General features: G+C 70.8%; 12 protein-coding genes. 10 read left to right on the top strand and 2 right to left on the bottom strand.

Annotated features, from left to right (window positions below):
* Nucleotides 1–80 precede the first annotated feature (80 nt).
* The 4 genes from RIN75_RS37840 (at nt 81) to RIN75_RS37825 (ending at nt 5316) form a co-directional block, all read left to right on the top strand.
* The gene (locus RIN75_RS37840; protein WP_309116915.1) at nt 81–2195 is read left to right on the top strand and encodes a transglycosylase domain-containing protein; all 2115 of its coding nucleotides are present in this window, start codon (nt 81–83) and stop codon (nt 2193–2195) included.
* Nucleotides 2196–2836: 641 nt separating this feature from the next.
* On the top strand, nt 2837–3691 hold the full coding sequence (locus RIN75_RS37835; protein ID WP_309116914.1) for a M23 family metallopeptidase: 855 nt from the start codon (nt 2837–2839) through the stop codon (nt 3689–3691).
* Nucleotides 3692–3791: 100 nt separating this feature from the next.
* Complete coding sequence (locus RIN75_RS37830) at nt 3792–4739, top strand: LLM class F420-dependent oxidoreductase (protein WP_309116913.1); 948 nt, start codon at nt 3792–3794, stop codon at nt 4737–4739.
* Between the two features lies 1 nt (nt 4740).
* On the top strand, nt 4741–5316 hold the full coding sequence (locus RIN75_RS37825; RefSeq protein WP_309116912.1) for a TetR/AcrR family transcriptional regulator: 576 nt from the start codon (nt 4741–4743) through the stop codon (nt 5314–5316).
* A 127-nt stretch (nt 5317–5443) separates the two neighbouring features.
* Here the strand turns inward: RIN75_RS37825 and RIN75_RS37820 are convergent, their stop codons facing one another.
* Nucleotides 5444–5902 (bottom strand): peroxiredoxin, encoded by a 459-nt coding sequence (locus RIN75_RS37820; RefSeq protein ID WP_309116939.1) that lies wholly within the window; start codon nt 5900–5902, stop codon nt 5444–5446.
* A gap of 112 nt (nt 5903–6014) precedes the next feature.
* Between RIN75_RS37820 and RIN75_RS37815 the strand changes: the two genes are divergently transcribed.
* The 6 genes from RIN75_RS37815 to treZ all read left to right on the top strand — a co-directional run bounded on the left by RIN75_RS37815 (nt 6015) and on the right by treZ (nt 15892).
* Nucleotides 6015–6932 (top strand): LacI family DNA-binding transcriptional regulator, encoded by a 918-nt coding sequence (locus tag RIN75_RS37815; protein WP_309116911.1) that lies wholly within the window; start codon nt 6015–6017, stop codon nt 6930–6932.
* Between the two features lie 85 nt (nt 6933–7017).
* Nucleotides 7018–9450 carry a 4-alpha-glucanotransferase gene (gene malQ, locus RIN75_RS37810; RefSeq protein WP_309116910.1) on the top strand — a complete coding sequence of 811 codons (2433 nt, stop codon included), beginning with the start codon at nt 7018–7020 and terminating at the stop codon, nt 9448–9450.
* A gap of 88 nt (nt 9451–9538) precedes the next feature.
* Nucleotides 9539–9877: a hypothetical protein gene (locus RIN75_RS37805; RefSeq protein WP_309116909.1), complete on the top strand. Its 339-nt coding sequence runs from the start codon at nt 9539–9541 to the stop codon at nt 9875–9877.
* A gap of 44 nt (nt 9878–9921) precedes the next feature.
* Entirely contained in the window at nt 9922–12045 is a 2124-nt protein-coding gene (gene glgX / locus RIN75_RS37800; RefSeq protein WP_309116908.1) for a glycogen debranching protein GlgX, read from the top strand.
* A complete protein-coding gene (gene treY, locus RIN75_RS37795; RefSeq protein WP_309116907.1) occupies nt 12042–14201 on the top strand; it encodes a malto-oligosyltrehalose synthase in 2160 nt (719 codons plus the stop codon). Before glgX ends, treY begins: the two co-directional genes overlap by 4 nt.
* Nucleotides 14198–15892, top strand: a complete 1695-nt coding sequence (gene treZ, locus RIN75_RS37790) for a malto-oligosyltrehalose trehalohydrolase (protein WP_309116906.1) — start codon at nt 14198–14200, stop codon at nt 15890–15892. The genes treY and treZ overlap by 4 nt, the downstream gene beginning before the upstream one ends.
* Here the strand turns inward: treZ and RIN75_RS37785 are convergent.
* Nucleotides 15877–16392 carry an ANTAR domain-containing protein gene (locus RIN75_RS37785; RefSeq protein ID WP_309116905.1) on the bottom strand — a complete coding sequence of 172 codons (516 nt, stop codon included), beginning with the start codon at nt 16390–16392 and terminating at the stop codon, nt 15877–15879. The two genes, treZ and RIN75_RS37785, sit on opposite strands and share 16 nt — an antisense overlap.
* Nucleotides 16393–17184 lie beyond the last annotated feature (792 nt).

Below are 17184 nucleotides of genomic sequence, written 5' to 3'. Positions count from 1 at the left end.
GGCAAGCAACCTGAGGCGGTCGCCGCGCGACTTTATGTCCAGGGGGCTTTTCTCCGAGGGGATCCGGAAGGGGTTGTTCAGTGTTCGCCGCGCGTGCGACGGGTCTGGTCAAGTTGGCGGGGTTGTGCCTCGTGGCGGGGGTCCTGGTGGCCGCCTTGCTGTTCCCGGTCGTGGGCGGGATGGGCCTGGCGTCCAACCGCGCGGCGGACACGGTGGACCAGACGTCCGGTGAGTTGACCAAGGCCGAGCTGCCGCTGGTCACCACCGTCCTCGACATGAACCAGCAGCCGATCGCCTACCTGTACGACCAGTACCGCATCCCGGTGCCGTCGGAGGGCATCGCCGACACCATGAAGGCCGCGATCATCGCGATCGAGGACAAGCGGTTCTTCGAGCACAAGGGCGTGGACTGGCAGGGCATCGCGCGTGCGGCGGCCAAGGCCGGCGTGGAGGGCGAGACCACGCAGGGCGCGTCCACGCTGACCCAGCAGTACGTCAAGAACTACCTGGCGTTCGTGGTCGGCAAGGGGGAGAAGGAGGCCTACGAGAAGGCCACCGAGGCCACCATCGGGCGCAAGATCAGCGAGGCGCGCATCGCCACGCAGCTCGAGCAGAAGATGACCAAGGACGAGATCCTCACCGGGTACCTCAACATCGTCCCGTTCGGCAACGGCACCTACGGCGTCGGCGCGGCGGCCAAGACCTACTTCGGCACCACGCCCGACAAGCTCACCGTGCCGCAGGCGGCCATGCTGGCCGGCCTGGTCAACGAGCCGAGCCGGCTCAACCCGGGTGCCGCCGTGGAGCCCGCGATCAAGCGGCGCAACACCGTGATCGACAAGATGCGGGAGAACGGGGCGTTCGGCGCGGACCCGAAGGTGGCCGAGGAGAAGGCGGCGGAGTACAAGGCCGAGGGCATCGGCGTGGTGCCGGACCTCAAGCTGCTGCCCAACGGCTGCGTGGGCGCGGGCGACGGCCCGGTGTACGGGTTCTTCTGCCGGTACCTGCTCGACTACCTGGAGAAGGCCGGCCTGCCGGTGGACGAGCTGAAGCGCGGCGGCTACACCATCCACACCACGATGGACCCGGTCGCCACCCGCCTGGCCAAGGAGGCGGCCGAGGGCCAGGTGCCGAAGGACCAGGACGGCATCGCCAACGCGATGGCGATCGTCGAGCCGGGCACCGAGAAGCACCGCGTCCGGGCGCTGGCGGCCAACCGCGACTTCGGCAACAACGCCGACGCCGGCCAGAGCGCCTACCCGCTGCCGTCCGAGGTGACCAAGTTCGGCACGGGCTCTACGTACAAGGTGTTCACGGCCGCGGCGGCGCTGGAGGCCGGCGTGGCCCGCCTCGACAAGCAGATCGACACCCCGGCCACGTACACGTCCCGGATCTACAAGGGCGACCGCGGTGGGTACACCGTCAAGAACGCGGGCACCTACAAGGACAAGATGACGCTGACCGAGGCGCTCGCGCAGTCGCCGAACACCGCTTTCGTCATCCTGGAGGAGCAGGTCGGCCTGAACAAGGTGGTCGACATGGCCTCCCGCCTCGGGTTGCGCGAGTCCATGAACGGCGTGACCACCAAGGGCGAGCCGGTGAAGCCGGGCGAGCAGTCCCAGGGCGAGACGATCAAGAACGAGAACCGCGGCTCGTTCACCCTGGGCGTCGGCCCGACCAGCATCCTGGAACTGGCGAACGTCGCGGCGACGATCATGAGTTCCGGCAAGTGGTGCCCGCCGACCCCGGTGGAGGGCGTGACGGACCGCAACGGCCGATCCGTGGCGCTGAAGGAAGCCCCCTGCGACCAGGCCGTGGCGCCCGAGGTGGCCAACGCCCTGGCGAACGGCCTGGGCGCCGACATCAAGACCGGCGGCACCGCGGCCGGCGCGGCCGGCAAGGCGGGCTGGGACCGGCCGATGATCGGCAAGACCGGCACCACGGAAGACCACTGGTCGGTCGCCTTCATGGGCGCGACCGCGCACTACGCGGGCGCCGTGATGACCTTCACCGACGGCGTGGCCCCCCAGGTCATCTGCAACACCACACCCCCGCGCCTGTGCGGCAACGCCCCGGGCACCACGGGCGTCTTCGGCGGCTCGGTAGCCGCCCCGACGTGGTTCAACGCCATGAAGCCCCTACACGAGGGCAAGGAACCCACCCCTCTCCCTCCAGTGGACCCCCGCTACCGCTAGCAACCACCCACACCCGCGCGCACACAAGAGCCGTGGCCCCTCCGGGCCACGGCTCTTCACTTCCCACGCTCACACCCGCCCCCGCCTCCTCCCGCACCTCGCCGCTGCCCACCCCCGCTCCCGCGCCTCACCCCATGGCCAAGCCGCCGACACAGCACCGCTCCGTACCCCACCACCAACCCGACCAAACCCAACTGTCTCGATACAGGCGACGCCCACCCCGAAACCCACCACTGATACCGCCGCCGACCAGCCCAAAGACGCAGCCAGACACCACAACCCCGCCGATCACCAGCCCCGACCGCCGGCCCGCGCCGAGCCTCACTCGGTCACACCAGCGCCACCCCGCTGACCAGGCATTTATAACGGCCTAATGTGGAACGCCCGCGTACTACGTCACTCACAGTGACGATCAGTGGGTTATCTCACCAAATAGCGCTAGTCGCGGCCCGATGGGTTGCCTTCGCTCATCACCACGGGTTACGGTCCCCGCCGCATGTCACGGTTCGGTCACCAAAGGGACACGGCGTCGCTCCCCGAAAGCCTCGCCACCTGGATCCCCCGCCAGACGTCCCGACCGGGCTCCCCGATGCAAGGAAGGCATACCTTTGTCACGGCATACCAAGGCCCGTGGTCGCAGCGTGTTCAGCACGCGCCCGAGCGCCACCGGCAAGCGTGGTGCGCACCGCGCGGAGGATGACAGAAAGCAGGTCACCGGCAAGAAGGTGGCGGCCGTCGTGGCGCTCGGCGCCCTGGCCAGTGTCGGCGCCGCGGGCGGTGGCACGAGCATCACGCCGTTGGCGGCCAGCACCGACCTCGCCGCGGCGATCGCGGTGTCCGGTGCCCCCGAGGCCCCGACCGTCCAGACCCGGCACGAGATCCGGCCCGGCCTCGAGGCCGCGAAGCTCATGCGCTCGGAAGGCCTCGTGGCCCGCCAGCACGTGAGCCAGGCGATCCAGCACGCCTCGACCGGCTACGCGGCCCGCCAGGCCGAACTCAAGCGCCAGCAGGAGGCCGCCGCGGCCGAGGCGGCACGCGTCGCCGCCCAGAAGGCCGCCGAGGAGGCACGCGTCGCCGCCCAGAAGGCCGCCGAGGAGGCCGCCCGCCGGCCCAAGGTCGCCAAGCCCGCCGAGGGCTCGTTCACGTCCGGCTTCGGCGCCCGGTGGGGCACGACCCACTACGGCGTGGACATCGCCAACGCCATCGGCACCCCGATCCTGTCCGCGATGGACGGCGTGGTCGTCGAGGCCGGTCCGGCCAGCGGCTTCGGGCTGTGGGTCCGGGTCAAGCACGGCGACGGCACGATCACCGTCTACGGCCACGTGAACGAGATCCTGGTCAGCGAGGGCCAGCAGGTCGCCGCCGGCCAGCAGATCGCGACCATGGGCAACCGCGGCCAGTCCACCGGACCGCACCTGCACTTCGAGGTGTGGCTGGGCGGCTCGCAGAAGATCGACCCGGTCGGCTGGCTGCGCGAGCGCGGCATCTCGCTCTGAACCGCCGAACCGCCGAACCGCTGAACCCTCTGCGGACATACCGACTGGTCGGTACCTGAGGTACGGTGGTCCCCGTCACCCATAGCAGACGGAGGCGATCGTGGGCCGTTGGGGAATCACGCTGCCGCTGGTCGGCGTTCCCGTGCTCGACCACCGGGAACTCGTGTCCGAACTCGGCGACCTCGGCTACACCGACATCTGGTCGGCCGAGACGGCGGGCACCGACGCGTTCACGCCGCTCGCCCTGGCCGCGCAGTGGTCGGACCTGCGGCTGGGCACGGCGATCGCGCCCGTCTACACGCGGGGCCCCGCGACGCTCGCCATGACGGCGGCGACCCTGGCCGAGGTGTCGGGCCACCGGTTCGTGCTCGGCATCGGGTCGTCGTCGCCGGCGATCGTCCAGCGCTGGAACGCGGTCGACTTCGCCGAGCCGTTCAAGCGGACGCGGGACACGCTGCGCTTCCTCAAGGCGGCGCTCGCGGGCGAGAAGGTCACCGAGCAGTACGACACGTTCGCCGTGCGCGGGTTCCGGCTGGAGCGCGTGCCCGAGCGGCCGGTGCCGATCATGCTCGCCGCGCTGCGCCCGAACATGCTGCGCCTCGCCGGCCGCGAGGCCGACGGCGCCATCACCAACTGGCTGGGTGCGGACGACGTGCCCAAGGTCCGCGCCGAACTGGGTGACCAGGAACTCGCGGCGCGGATCTTCGTGTGCCCGACCGAGAACGCCGAGGCCGCGCGCGGGCTGGGCCGCATGCTCATCAGCACCTACCTGACCGTCCCCGCGTACGCGGCCTTCCACGACTGGCTCGGGCGCGGCGAGCTGCTGCGGCCGATGCACGAGGCGTGGCAGGCCGGCGACCGCCGCAAAGCGGCCGAGGTGATTCCCGACGAGGTGGTGGACGACCTGGTCGTGCACGGCAGCGTCGAGCACTGCCGGGCGCAGGTCGCCAAGTACGCGGCCAACGGCGTCGACACCCCGATCATCGCCGTCCTCCCGACCGGCGCGGACCAGTTGGAGCTGGTGCGCGCCCTGGCGCCGGGGGCCTGACGTGGCGCGTCGGTCGACGCCCGAGCGGATCGTCGAGGCGGCGGTGCGCCTGTTCGCCGCGAAGGGGTTCGACGCGACCACCGTGCAGGAGGTGGTCGAGGCGGCCTCGGTGACCAAGGGCGCGCTGTACCACTACTTCGGTTCCAAGGACGACCTGCTGTTCGAGATCTACCGGTCGCTGATCGGCCGGCAGATGGCCGACCTGGACCGGATCATCGCGGCGGGCGAGGACGCGGCGACGACCGTGCGGCGGATCATCGTGAGCCTGGTGGAGACGACCGCGGAGAGCGTCGACGAGACCGCCGTGTTCGTGCGCGAGATGCACAAACTGGACGCCGAACGCATGGCCGCCTTCCGCGCCGAACGCCGCCGCTACCACGAGACCTTCCGCGCGGTCGTCGAGAAGGCGCAGGCCGACGGCACTTTCAGCGCCCGCGTCCCCGCCGACACCGCCGTCCTCATCGCCCTGGGCGTCGTCAACCAACTCCCCACCTGGTACCGCCCGGACGGCCCCAAACCGCCGAGCAGACTGGCGGCGGAGATCGCGGACTTCGTCCTGGCCGGATTGCGCCCGTGAAGCGGGGAACCGAACATCCGCGTGCCTGCTGACGGCCGCGCGGGCCACGGCCCCCGACATCGATTCTACCGGCGACCACCGACAAAAAACGGCTGTCGGCGGGGGAATGCCGGGTCTGATGTCGGCGTCAGTCCTTGACGTGGGCGCGGAGGGTGGTGAGGGCCTTGTCGGCGTGGGTGTTCATGGCGAATTCGGACTTGATCACGTCGAGCACCGTGCGGTCGGTGTCGATGACGAAGGTGTGGCGTTTGACCGGCAAGGGGCCGAAACGGCGCTTGACCGCGAATCGTTCGGCGATCTTGCCGTCTACGTCCGACAACAGCGGGTAGTCGAACGTGTGGCGGTCGGCGAATTCCTTTTGCTTTTCGACCGGGTCGCGGCTGATGCCGACGCGTTGGGCGCCGACTTCCGCGAATTCCGCCGCCAAATCGCGGAAGTGGCAGCTTTCCGCGGTGCACCCCGGGGTCATCGCGGCCGGGTAGAAGAAAAGGACCACCGGGCCGGACGCCAGCAGTTCGGTGAGGCTGGTCGGGGTGCCGTTCTGGTCTGGCAGGGTGAAATCGGGCGCGGTGTCGCCTGGTTTCATGCCTCGGTCCTCCCGGAGGGTGTCGATCACGTGCCGCACGGTGTTCGCCCGCTGCCCACCGTACGGTTCTCGCTAGGCTCGTAGCCAGGCCGGGAGGTGTGAGTTGACCAGCATGTCCGACGTCGCGCGGGCCGCCGGGGTGTCCGCGGCGACGGTGTCGCGGGCGCTGCGGGGCGAGCCGGGCGTGTCCGAGGCGACGCGCCGCTACGTCACCGAGGTCGCCAAGCGGATGCGGTACGCGATCGCGCGGGACGCCTCCAGCCTGGCGGGCGGGCGGAAGTACGCGGTCGCCGTGCTCACCGCGGACGTCGGGCGCGGGGACCTGCTGGCCGGTGCCGAAGGCGCGTTGCGGGCCGCCGGGTACGACGTCCTGCTCTACGTGCTGCGCGACGCGCAGGCGCGGGAGAAGTTCTTCGAGGAACTGCCGCCGCTGGGGCGTCGGGTGGACGGCGTGCTGGCCCTGTCGGTCGACCTCACCGACGACGAGGCCGCGGCCATCGAGGCGCTGGACCTGCCGCTGGTCGCGGTGCGGGACGACGACCCGCGCGAGGCGCTGCGGCTGGCCGCCGGACACGTGCTGGAGCTGGGTCACCGGGACGTCGCGCTGGTGCTGCCCGAGGACGTCGACGAGTCCTACGACGAACTGCTCGTGGCCGAGGGGCTGAGCGTGCGTCCGGAGTGGACGTTGTGGTCGTCGTCCACGGTCGCGGGTGGCGAGCAGGTCGTGGACGTGCTGCTGGACGGCGACCGGCTGCCGACCGCCGTGGTGTGCGGGAGCGGCCAGGTGGCGCTGGGCGTGTTCCTGCGGCTGCGGCGCGACGGGCGGGACGTGCCCGGTGACGTGTCGATCGTCAGCCTGGACGGCCCCGACCTGGTCAGCGCGGTCGGCATCACCGCCGTCGAGGGCGCGTGGCGGGAGCGCGGGGAGCACGCCGTGGGGCGGCTGCTGGCCGGGCTGCGCGGCGAGGAGGACGACGCGAAGCCGCCGTCGGTGCACCTCGTGGTCCGGGAGTCGACGGCCGCGCGGTGACCAGGTGTGAACCATCTGCAACCATCGGGTGACCAGTCCCCCCACGCCTGGCTTCCGGGCACCTGTTGAGACGAAGCTGTCCCACGTGGACGACCAGCTCGCGGCACTGGCCGACGCGCACGGCGTGGCGACGTGGTACGAGGACGCGGACCAGAAACGGGCCGACGTCGATCCCGACGTCGTCGTGGCCGTGCTCGCCGAACTCGGCGTCGACGCCTCGACCCCCGAGGCGGTCCGCCGAGCGCTGGCCGCGCCCAGACCCGCGCCGAAGACCATCGTCCTCCGCGAGGGCGACGTTCTCACCGAGCCGGGCGTGCTCGCCCTGGAGGACGGCAGCACCCTCGACCTGCCCGCCACCCCACCATTGGGCTACCACCACCTGGGTGACCGCACGGTGATCGTCGCGCCCCGCGCCCTGCCGCCGGTGCCGAAGACGTGGGGCTGGATGCTCCAGCTGTACGCGATGCGCTCGGACGAGTCGTGGGGCATGGGCGACTTCGCCGACCTGGCCACGATCGCCCGCCGCAGCGCGACTGAGCTGGGTGCCGGTGTGCTGCTGGTGAACCCGGTGCAGGCGGTCAGCCCGACCGTCCCGGTGGAACGGTCGCCGTACTCCCCGTCGAGCCGCCGCTTCGCCAACCCGCTGTACCTGCGCATCGCCGACACCGACGCTTACCAACGGGCCGACGACGAGACCCGACGCCGCGTCGACGCCCTGCGCCCGGACAACGACACGGACCTGATCGACTACGACGCGGTGTGGACGGCGAAGAAGGCCGCCCTCGAACTGCTCTGGGAGAGCCGCCTGTCGCACCCGGATGCGACAATGAGCCCCGGGGGCGCTCCAACGGGAGTGTCGTACCCGAGTGGGACAATGAGCCCCGGGGGCGCTTCGGCCGGAATGTCGTACCCCCGTGGGACAATGGAGACGGGGGCCGGAGGCCACGGCCAAGCCGAGCCCGGAGGCCGGCCGGCAGGAACCGCCGGGCACGCCGCCACCGCCGCCAACCACCCACTTGCCGCCACGAACCGAGCCGCAACCGCTGCGGACTGGGCCGGCGCTGCTGCGGACCCGGCCGGCGCCGCCGCCAATCCGGCTGGCGTCGGCGCGAACCGCGCCGCCGCTGCCGCCAATCCGGCTGACGCCGGCGCCAATCCGGCTGACGCCGGCGCCAACCCGGCCGGTGTGCGCGCAGGTCTGCCGAGCGAGGTGGCGGGGCTCGCCGGTGAGGGTGGCGGCGAGGGTGGTGATCATGCAGCCCACGCGGGTGGGTGGGTGGAGCCGCCCGGTGGGGCGGCGGACTTGCCCAGCGGGGCGGCGGGGCTGTCTGGTGAAGCGGCGGGGCTGCTGAGCGGTGAGGTGGACCAGAGCGCGGGGGAAGGTGGGCGGTCCGGGGCGGGTGACCGGGAGCTGTGGGACTTTGCGCGGTTCTGTGCGTTGGCTGAGAAGCACGGGCCCGACTGGCGGACCTGGCCCGAACAAGATCGCGACCCCGCCACCGCCCAAGCCGACCCCGACCGGGTCGCCTTCCACGCCTGGCTCCAGCACCTCTGCGAAGCCCAGCTAACCCGAGCCCGCGAAGCCGCCAACGCCATGGCCGTCGGCATCGTCCACGACCTCCCCGTAGGCGTCCACCCCGGCGGCGCGGACACGTGGGCCGTCCGGGACGCCTTCGCCCCCGACGTCCGCGTCGGCGCACCCCCGGACGCGTTCAGCCAGCTCGGCCAAGACTGGAACCTCCCGCCCTGGCGCCCCGACCGGCTCGCCGAACAAGGCTACGAACCCTTCCGCGCGGTCCTCCGCAGCGTCCTCAAACACGGCGACGGCATCCGGATCGACCACGTCGCCGGGCTGTGGCGCCTCTGGTGGATCCCGCCCGGCGAACCGCCCAAGCGCGGCACCTACGTCCGCTACGACGAAAACGCGATGCTGGCCGTCCTCACGCTCGAAGCGCACCGCGCCAACGCCGTCGTCGTCGGAGAAGACCTCGGCACCGTCGAGCCCAAGGTCACCGAGCAACTCCACGCCCACGGGATGCTCAGCTCCGCCGTCCTGTGGTTCCAGCGCGACTACAAGAAACCCGGCCACCCGCTGAAGCCCCCACGAACGTGGACGGAAACAGCCATGGCCAGCATCTCCACCCACGACCTCCCCACCGCCGCCGGGTTCCTGCAAGCCGAACACGTTCGGGTGCGAGCCGAACTGGGGCAGTTTGCGGGGGACGTGGAGCGGGAATACCGGTCTGCCGCCACCGAGCGCGCGGAACTCGAAGAACTGCTCAAGACCGAGGGTGTCCCTGCCGATGACCTGGTTACCGCACTCCACGCCCTACTAGCGAAGGCACCGTCCCTGCTGCTGCTCACATCGCCCCAGGACGCGCTCGGCGACACCCGTCAGCCGAACCTCCCGGGCACCGTCGACCAGTACCCGAACTGGCGGATCCCGCTGCCGGTCCGGGTCGGTGGGCTGTTCACCGACGCGCGTGTCCTCCGGGTCGCGGAGGTGCTCCGTCGATGACCGGAAACACGCTCGTCACCGCAGTTCCCGTCACTGCGGAGTATCGTCAAGCCGTCACCCGCGCAACGGTTGGAGGTGGCATTCACCCGTGAACACCGAGCTGGTGTCCCGCACCGGGCTGGTGCCCGAACAGATGATCGCCCCGGCTCCCGCCGACGTCCTCGAACTCGCCGTCGAACGCGTCCTCGCGGCCGTCCGGCCCTCGCACCTCACCGATCCCCTGGCCGGTTCCCTCGCCGCCGAGCAGGCCCTCCGTGAAGCCCTGCGGACGGTCGACGGGGCCAGTGCCGACGACGCCTACGCCTGCGCCGTGGCCTGCGCCGAGGCCGCCTGCGAGCACCTGCGCTACTGCGAGTTGCAGGAGGCGAGACTGCTGCTGGTCGCGGCCCGCGGTCAGCTCGTCCGGTCGCACGCCGGCAGGGCATGATCTAGAACGGTAGGGGTTGACCCGTTCGTCCCGGAGGAGCACCTGTGCGACCCTGGCCCGGAACGCCCTACCCGCTCGGCGCGGCCTACGACGGCGTCGGCACCAACTTCACCCTGTTCTCAGAGGTCGCGGAGTACGTCGAGCTGTGCCTGTTCGCCGAGGACGGCACCGAGGAACGCGTGCGGCTGCCGGAGGTGGACGGCTTCGTCCACCACGGCTACCTCCTCGGCGTCGGCCCCGGCCAGCGCTACGGCTTCCGCGTCCACGGCCCCCACGACCCGGAGCAGGGGCTCCGGTGCAACCCGAACAAGCTGCTCATCGACCCGTACGCGAAGGCGATCACCGGCGGCGTCGACTGGCACGAGTCCCTGTTCGGCTACCCGTTCGGCAAGCCCGACGAGCGCAACGACCTGGACTCCGCCGGCCACGTGCCGCTGTCGGTGGTGGTGAACCCGTTCTTCGACTGGGCCAACGACCGTCCGCCCAAGACCCCTTACAACGAGTCGGTCATCTACGAAACCCACGTGCGCGGCCTGACCATGCTTCACCCCGAGGTGCCCCAACGGCTGCGCGGCACCTACGCGGGCCTCGCGCACCCGGCGGTGATCGAGCACCTGAAGTCGCTGGGCGTGACCGCGGTCGAGCTGATGCCGGTGCACCAGTTCATCACCGACCACGGGCTGTCCGAGAAGGGCCTGCGCAACTACTGGGGTTACAACACGATCGGGTTCTTCGCGCCGCACGCCGGTTACGCGGCGCTACCCGAGCAGGCCAACCAGGTGCAGGAGTTCAAGGGCATGGTCCGCGCCCTGCACGAGGCGGGCATCGAGGTCATCCTCGACGTGGTCTACAACCACACCGCCGAGGGCAACCACCTGGGCCCGACGATCTCCATGCGCGGCATCGACAACCAGGCCTACTACCGGCTGGTCGACGACGAGCCGAAGTACTACATGGACTACACCGGCACCGGCAACTCGCTCAACGTCCGCAGCCCGCACACCCTCCAGCTGATCATGGACTCGCTGCGCTACTGGGTGACCGAGATGCGCGTGGACGGGTTCCGGTTCGACCTCGCCGCCACCCTGGCCCGCGAGTTCTACGACGTGGACCGGCTGTCGACGTTCTTCGACCTGGTCCAGCAGGACCCGGTGGTCAGCCAGGTCAAGCTCATCGCCGAGCCGTGGGACGTCGGACCCGGTGGCTACCAGGTCGGCAACTTCCCGCCGTTGTGGACGGAGTGGAACGGCAAGTACCGCGACACCGTCCGCGACTTCTGGCGCGGCGAGCCGGCGACGCTGGGCGAGTTCGCCTCCCGCATCACCGGCTCGTCGGACCTGTACCAGGACGACGGCCGCCGCCCGTACGCGTCGGTCAACTTCGTCACCGCGCACGACGGGTTCACCCTCACCGACCTGGTGTCCTACAACCGCAAGCACAACGACGCCAACGGCGAGGACGGTCGCGACGGCGCCGACGACAACCGGTCGTGGAACTGCGGCGTCGAGGGCCCCACCGACGACCCCGAGGTCTTGAACCTGCGCGGTCGGCAGCGGCGCAACCTGCTGGCCACGCTGCTGCTGTCCCAGGGCGTCCCGATGATCCTGCACGGCGACGAACTGGGCCGCACCCAGCAGGGCAACAACAACGCCTACTGCCAGGACAACGAGCTGTCGTGGGTCGACTGGACCCTGGTGGAGAAGAACAAGGACCTGCTGGACTTCACCTCCGCGCTCACCGCGTTCCGCCGCGCCCACCCGGTGCTGCGCCGGCGGCGGTTCTTCCAGGGCAAGCCCATCCGCAAGGGCGACGAACTCCGCGACATCGCCTGGTTCACACCTTCGGGCGAAGAGATGACCGAGCAGAACTGGGAGGACGACTTCGGCCGCTGCGTCGTCGTGTTCCTCAACGGCGAGGGCATCCCGGACCTCGACCCGCGCGGCATGAGGGTGTTGGACGACTCGTTCCTGCTCGTGTTCAACGCCCACCACGGGGGCATCGAAATCACCCTTCCGGATGACAGTTACGGTCCGCAGTGGACGGTGGTGGTCGACACGTTCACCGGGGTCGTCCGGGAACCGGACACGGGTGAGCCGGTGCTCGCCGGCGGCACGGTGACCGTGCCCGCGCGGTCACTGCTGGTGCTCCAGCGGACGGGCGTCGAATGACCGCCCCGGACCGGAAAGCGCCGGCCTCGACCTACCGCATCCAGTTCACGCCCGACTTCACCTTCGCCGACGCCGAAGCGGTGGTGGACTACCTCGACGCGCTGGGCGTGGGCGCGCTGTACGCGTCGCCGCTGCTGGAGGCCGTGTCCGGTTCGACGCACGGCTACGACGTGGTCGACCCGACCAAGGCGCGCGAGGAGTTCGGCGGCGAGGCGGGACGGCAGGCGCTGGGCAAGGCGCTGCGGCGGGCCGGGCTGGGCCTGGTGGTGGACATCGTGCCCAACCACATGGCGACCGGGCCGGAGAACCCGTGGTGGTCCGATCTGCTCGAACACGGGCGGGAGTCGAAGTACGCGAAGTACTTCGACTGGGAGGGGGACAAGCTGCTGCTGCCCTTCGCGGGCTCGCCGGAGGAGGAAGAGGAGCACGAGCACTACCGGCTGGTGTTCTGGCGGCGCGGCAACGCCGAGCTGAACTACCGGCGGTTCTTCGACATCACCACGCTCGCGGCGGTCCGGGTGGAGGACCCGGAGGTCTTCGAGGCCACCCACGGCGAAGTGCTGCGCTGGGTCGCGGCGGGCGAGGTCACCGGCCTGCGCGTGGACCACCCGGACGGGCTGGCCGACCCGGGCGCCTACATGCGGCGGCTCAAGGAACGCGCCGGGTGCTGGGTGGTCGTCGAGAAGATCCTCGGCGTGGACGAGGCGCTGCCGGTGTCGTGGCCCGTCGAGGGCACCACCGGGTACGACGCGCTGCGCGAGGTGTGCGGGCTGTTCGTGGACCCGGCGGGCGAGGCCCCGTTCACCGCGCTGGCGGCGGAACTGGGCGTGGCGACGGACTTCGGGGCCGTCGAGCACGAGTGCCGGGACCTGGTGGCGCGCGGCATCCTGCGGGCCGAGGTGAAGCGGATCGCCGCGTTGGTGGACCACCCGGACCGGGCGTTGGCCGAGGAGGCCGTGGCGCAGGTGATGGTCGCGTTCCCGGTGTACCGGTCGTACCTGCCGGAGGGGCGGGACGCGTGGGACGCGGCGGTGGCGGCGTGCACGTGCCCGGCCGTGCGGGCGCTGGACGAGCAGGTCCGGGCCGATCCACGGGGTGAGTTGGCCACGCGCATCCAGCAGACATCCGGGATGGTCGTCGCCAAGGGCACCGAGGACACCGCGTTCTACCGGTACAGCCGGTTCGTGGCGCTCAACGAGGTCGGCGGCGCACCGGACCGGTTCGGCGTGCCCGTGGAGGAGTTCCACCGCCGGGCGGCGGCGCGGGAAGCCGGGTCGCCGGAGGCCATGACGGCGTTGTCGACGCACGACACCAAGCGGTCGGAGGACGTGCGGGCGCGGCTCGCGGTGCTGGCCGAGATCCCCGACGAGTTCGCCGAGGCGGTGCGGCGGTGGACCGCCGAGTGCGGCATCGACGAGCCCGCGCTGAACGTGCTGGCGTGGCAGTCGCTGGTCGGGGCGTGGCCGATCACCGCCGACCGGATGGCCGCGTACCTGGACAAGGCGGCCAAGGAGTCCAAGGTCCGCACGACGTGGATCGACCACGACGAGGAGTTCGAGGCGGCGGTCGCGGCGTGGCCCGCGCGGGTGCTGGACAGCCCGCTGGGCGGGGACGTGGCGGCGTTCGCCGAACGGGTCGTCGCGCCGGGGTGGTCCAACGCGCTGGGGCAGAAGCTGGTGCAGCTGACTGCGCCCGGTGTGCCGGATGTTTACCAGGGTTCGGAGTTGTGGGATTTGTCCCTGGTCGATCCGGACAACCGGCGGCCGGTGGACTACGACGTGCGGCGGCGGCTGCTGGCGCGGATCCGGGACGGGTGGCTGCCGGCGGTGGACGATTCCGGCGCGGCCAAGTTGTTGGTGGTGCACCGGGCGTTGACCTTGCGGCGGGAACGGCCGGAGTTGTTCCGGGGGTACCGGCCGTTGTGGGGGGCCGGGCCTGCGGCACAGCACGTTGTGGCGTTCGAACGGGCCGGTCTCGTTGCGGTGGCGACCCGGTTGCCGGTGGGATTGGCGGCGGGCGGGGGCTGGCGGGACACCGTGCTGCCGCTGCCGCCCGGTGACTGGACCGACGTGCTGACGTCCCGGCCGGTGCGCGGGCACCTGGGCGAGATGCTGGACCACTACCCGGTGGCACTGCTGGTGCGAGGAGATTCGTGACGTTCTCGGTGTGGGCGCCTGCTCGTGATCGCGTTCAGGTGCGGGTGGACGGGCAGGACCACGAGATGACCGCCGGGGACGGGGGGTGGTGGCACGCCGACGTCGAGGGCACCGATTACGCGTTCATGGTCGATGGCGAGGCGCTGCCCGATCCTCGGTCGCGGTGGCAGCCGAACGGGGTGCATGAGGCGTCCCGGGTTTACGACCACTCGGCGTTCGAGTGGACGGACTCCGGGTGGACTGGGCGGCCGTTGCAGGGTGCGGTGATCTACGAGCTGCACATCGGGACGTTCACGGCGGGCGGGACGTTCGACGCGGCCGTGGAGAAGCTGGATCACTTGGTGGAGCTGGGCATCACGCACGTCGAGGTGATGCCGGTGAACGCGTTCGACGGTGTGGCCGGGTGGGGTTACGACGGTGTCCTGTGGGGCGCGGTGCACGAGCCGTACGGCGGGCCCGACGGGTTCAAGCGGTTCGTGGACGCCTGCCACGGGCGCGGGTTGGCCGTGCTGCTGGACGTCGTCTACAACCACCTGGGGCCGTCGGGGGCGTACCTCGACCGGTTCGGGCCGTACTTCGCGGGCCGCAACGACTGGGGCCCGGGGTTGAACCTCGACGGGCCGGACTCCGATGAGGTGCGCCGGTACGTGGTCGACAACGCGGTCGGGTGGTTGCGGGACTACCACGTGGACGGGTTGCGGCTGGACGCCGTGCACGCGTTGGTGGACCGCAGCGCTGTGCACGTGTTGGAGCAGATGGCTTCCGAGGTGGACGCGCTGTCGGCTGGGTTGGGTCGGCCGTTGGTCTTGATCGCGGAATCGGACCTCAACGACGCGCGGCTGGTGACGGCGCGTGAGGCGGGTGGGTACGGGCTGGACGCCCAGTGGGCCGACGACCTGCACCACGCGCTGCACGTGGCGTTGAGCGGGGAGACGTTCGGGTACTACCCGGATTTCGAGGGGGCGTTGAAGGAGACGCTGGAGGGTGTCTTCCTGCACGCGGGGACGTGGTCTTCGTTCCGGCACCGGCACCACGGGCGGCCGGTCGACAAGCGGCTGCCGGGGTACCGGTTCCTGGCTTATCTGCAGAACCACGACCAGATCGGCAACCGGGCGGTCGGTGACCGGCTGAACGCGTCGGTGTCGCCGGGTCGGCTCGCGGTGGGCGCGGCGATCGTGTTCTGCTCCCCGTACACGCCGATGCTGTTCATGGGGGAGGAGTGGGCGGCGAGCACGCCGTGGCAGTTCTTCGCGTCCTTCCCGGACCCGGAGCTGGCCGAGGCGGTGCGCACGGGTCGGCGGCGGGAGTTCGCGCGGCACGGGTGGGGCGAGTCCGAGGTGCCCGACCCGATGGACCCGGCCACCGTGGAGCGGTCCACGCTGCGGTGGGACGAGGTTGGGCTCGAACGGCACCGGGCGGTGCTGGAGTTGTACCGGTCGCTGATCGCGCTGCGCCGGTCGCGGCCGGAGTTGGCCGACCCCCGGTTGGACCGGTTCCGGGTCGACGTCGTCGGCGACGTGCTGGTCCTGCACCGGGGGTCGCTGCGCGTGGTGGGCAACCTCGGCGGCGACGCGGAGGTCGAGCTGTCCGGACCCGGCGAGGTGCTGCTGGCCTCGGCGGAGGCGAAGGTCGTCGGGCAGGTGGCGCACCTGCCCGCCGAGTCGTTCGCGGTGGTTCAGTTGTCCGGTTGAGGCGTTCGGTGTTCCGGGAGCCAGCCGACCTCGGCCAGCTTCTCCGCGAGCAGCCGGCCGGCCAGGCTGACCTGGTCGGCCAGGTGTCTTCGGACGTCGGGCAACGGGGCCACCGCGTCGTTCGCGGCGTCGTAGGCCGCGACGAGGCTCCGGGCCGCCTGCACCACCTCCTCCACCCCGGGCCACTCGGCGGGTTCGGGCTGCCCGTTCGGCAGCGCCGTCCGGTGCACCGCCCGCACCGCCCGCCGGGCGCCCAGCTCGGCGGCGAGGTCGATCAGCTGCACCGCGATGGTGTGCAGCTTGACGTTGTGGTGTTGCGACATGCTGACCAGCAGTCGGAAGCCCTCCTGGGGCGTGCACCCCTGGACGGCCGCGATCAGGCCCGTGGCCTGTCCGATCACGGTGCGGGTCTGCACCGCTCGGCGCAGCCCCGCCACTTCCGCTTCCAGGCTGGCGATCCGCGCGGCGAGCGTGTTGTCCAGTCCGTCGTCCCCGACCACGGTCGGGCTCCTCTCGCACGTCGAAACTCGTGGTCAGCGCGTGCGACGGACATGCGGTGCCAGCCCCGCAAGCCCACAGCTGTCACGCTGACCTGGCGACCGGGGCACCGGTCGCCGGTTGGCTTGCGGCTGGCTTTTCAACCGCTTAGACGATCACCGTAGTAGAGCCCTTCTGGTTCCCGGAAACCGGAGGGGTCCCCTCTTCGTTGACCTGCGGTTTCTCACGCTGCGCTGGACCTGGACGCGCTTCGCGCTGGTGACTGGGACGCGCTTCGCGCTGGGGCTTGGACGCGCTATCGCGCTGGACTTGGACGCGCTGACGCGCTCTCAAGCAGGACGCGCTGACGCGCTCTCAAGATCAAAAGCGGGCCTGGAGGCCCCCGGGGGAGGAAGGCCATCGGTCTTCCCCCCGCACGGCCTGCCGGAGGCAACCACACTTTGGTCTTCTCCGCAACCGGAAAAGCTGGTTGCGGAGAAGACCAAAGCGCGGTTGGGCTTCGCCCAGGCCGTACGGGGGGAAGACGGAAGCCCTTCCTCTGGCTTTGCAGCCGAGGCCGAACCGCAAGCCGCGCTACGCGCGGAAAAGAACCCACTTTGCCGGGCGTGGCGCCGAAGGCGCTGGTCTTTGGGCTGTTCAGCCACAGCGCCGGCCTCGTGTTCCCCCCGTACGGCCTGGGCGCAGCCCAACCACAGATTTCCGGGGTGTGCAATAAAAGTTTTGCGAGGTACGAGCAAAAGTTTTATTGCACACCCCGGAAATCTGTGGTTGCCTCTGGCAGGCCGTGCGGGGGG

It is taken from the genome of Saccharothrix sp., from assembly GCF_031180885.1.
Taxonomy (GTDB): Bacteria; Actinomycetota; Actinomycetes; order Mycobacteriales; family Pseudonocardiaceae; genus Actinosynnema.
Note: the sequence above shows the minus strand (reverse complement) of the source record. Positions and strands in the feature narration are given on the sequence as shown.

Coding starts and splice junctions, on each gene's coding strand:
- RIN75_RS37820 (WP_309116939.1), bottom strand. CDS start 5,902: ATGAAACCAGGCGACACCGCGCCCGATTTCACCCTGCCAGACCAGAAC.
- RIN75_RS37815 (WP_309116911.1), top strand. CDS start 6,015: ATGTCCGACGTCGCGCGGGCCGCCGGGGTGTCCGCGGCGACGGTGTCG.
- treY (WP_309116907.1), top strand. CDS start 12,042: ATGACCGCCCCGGACCGGAAAGCGCCGGCCTCGACCTACCGCATCCAG.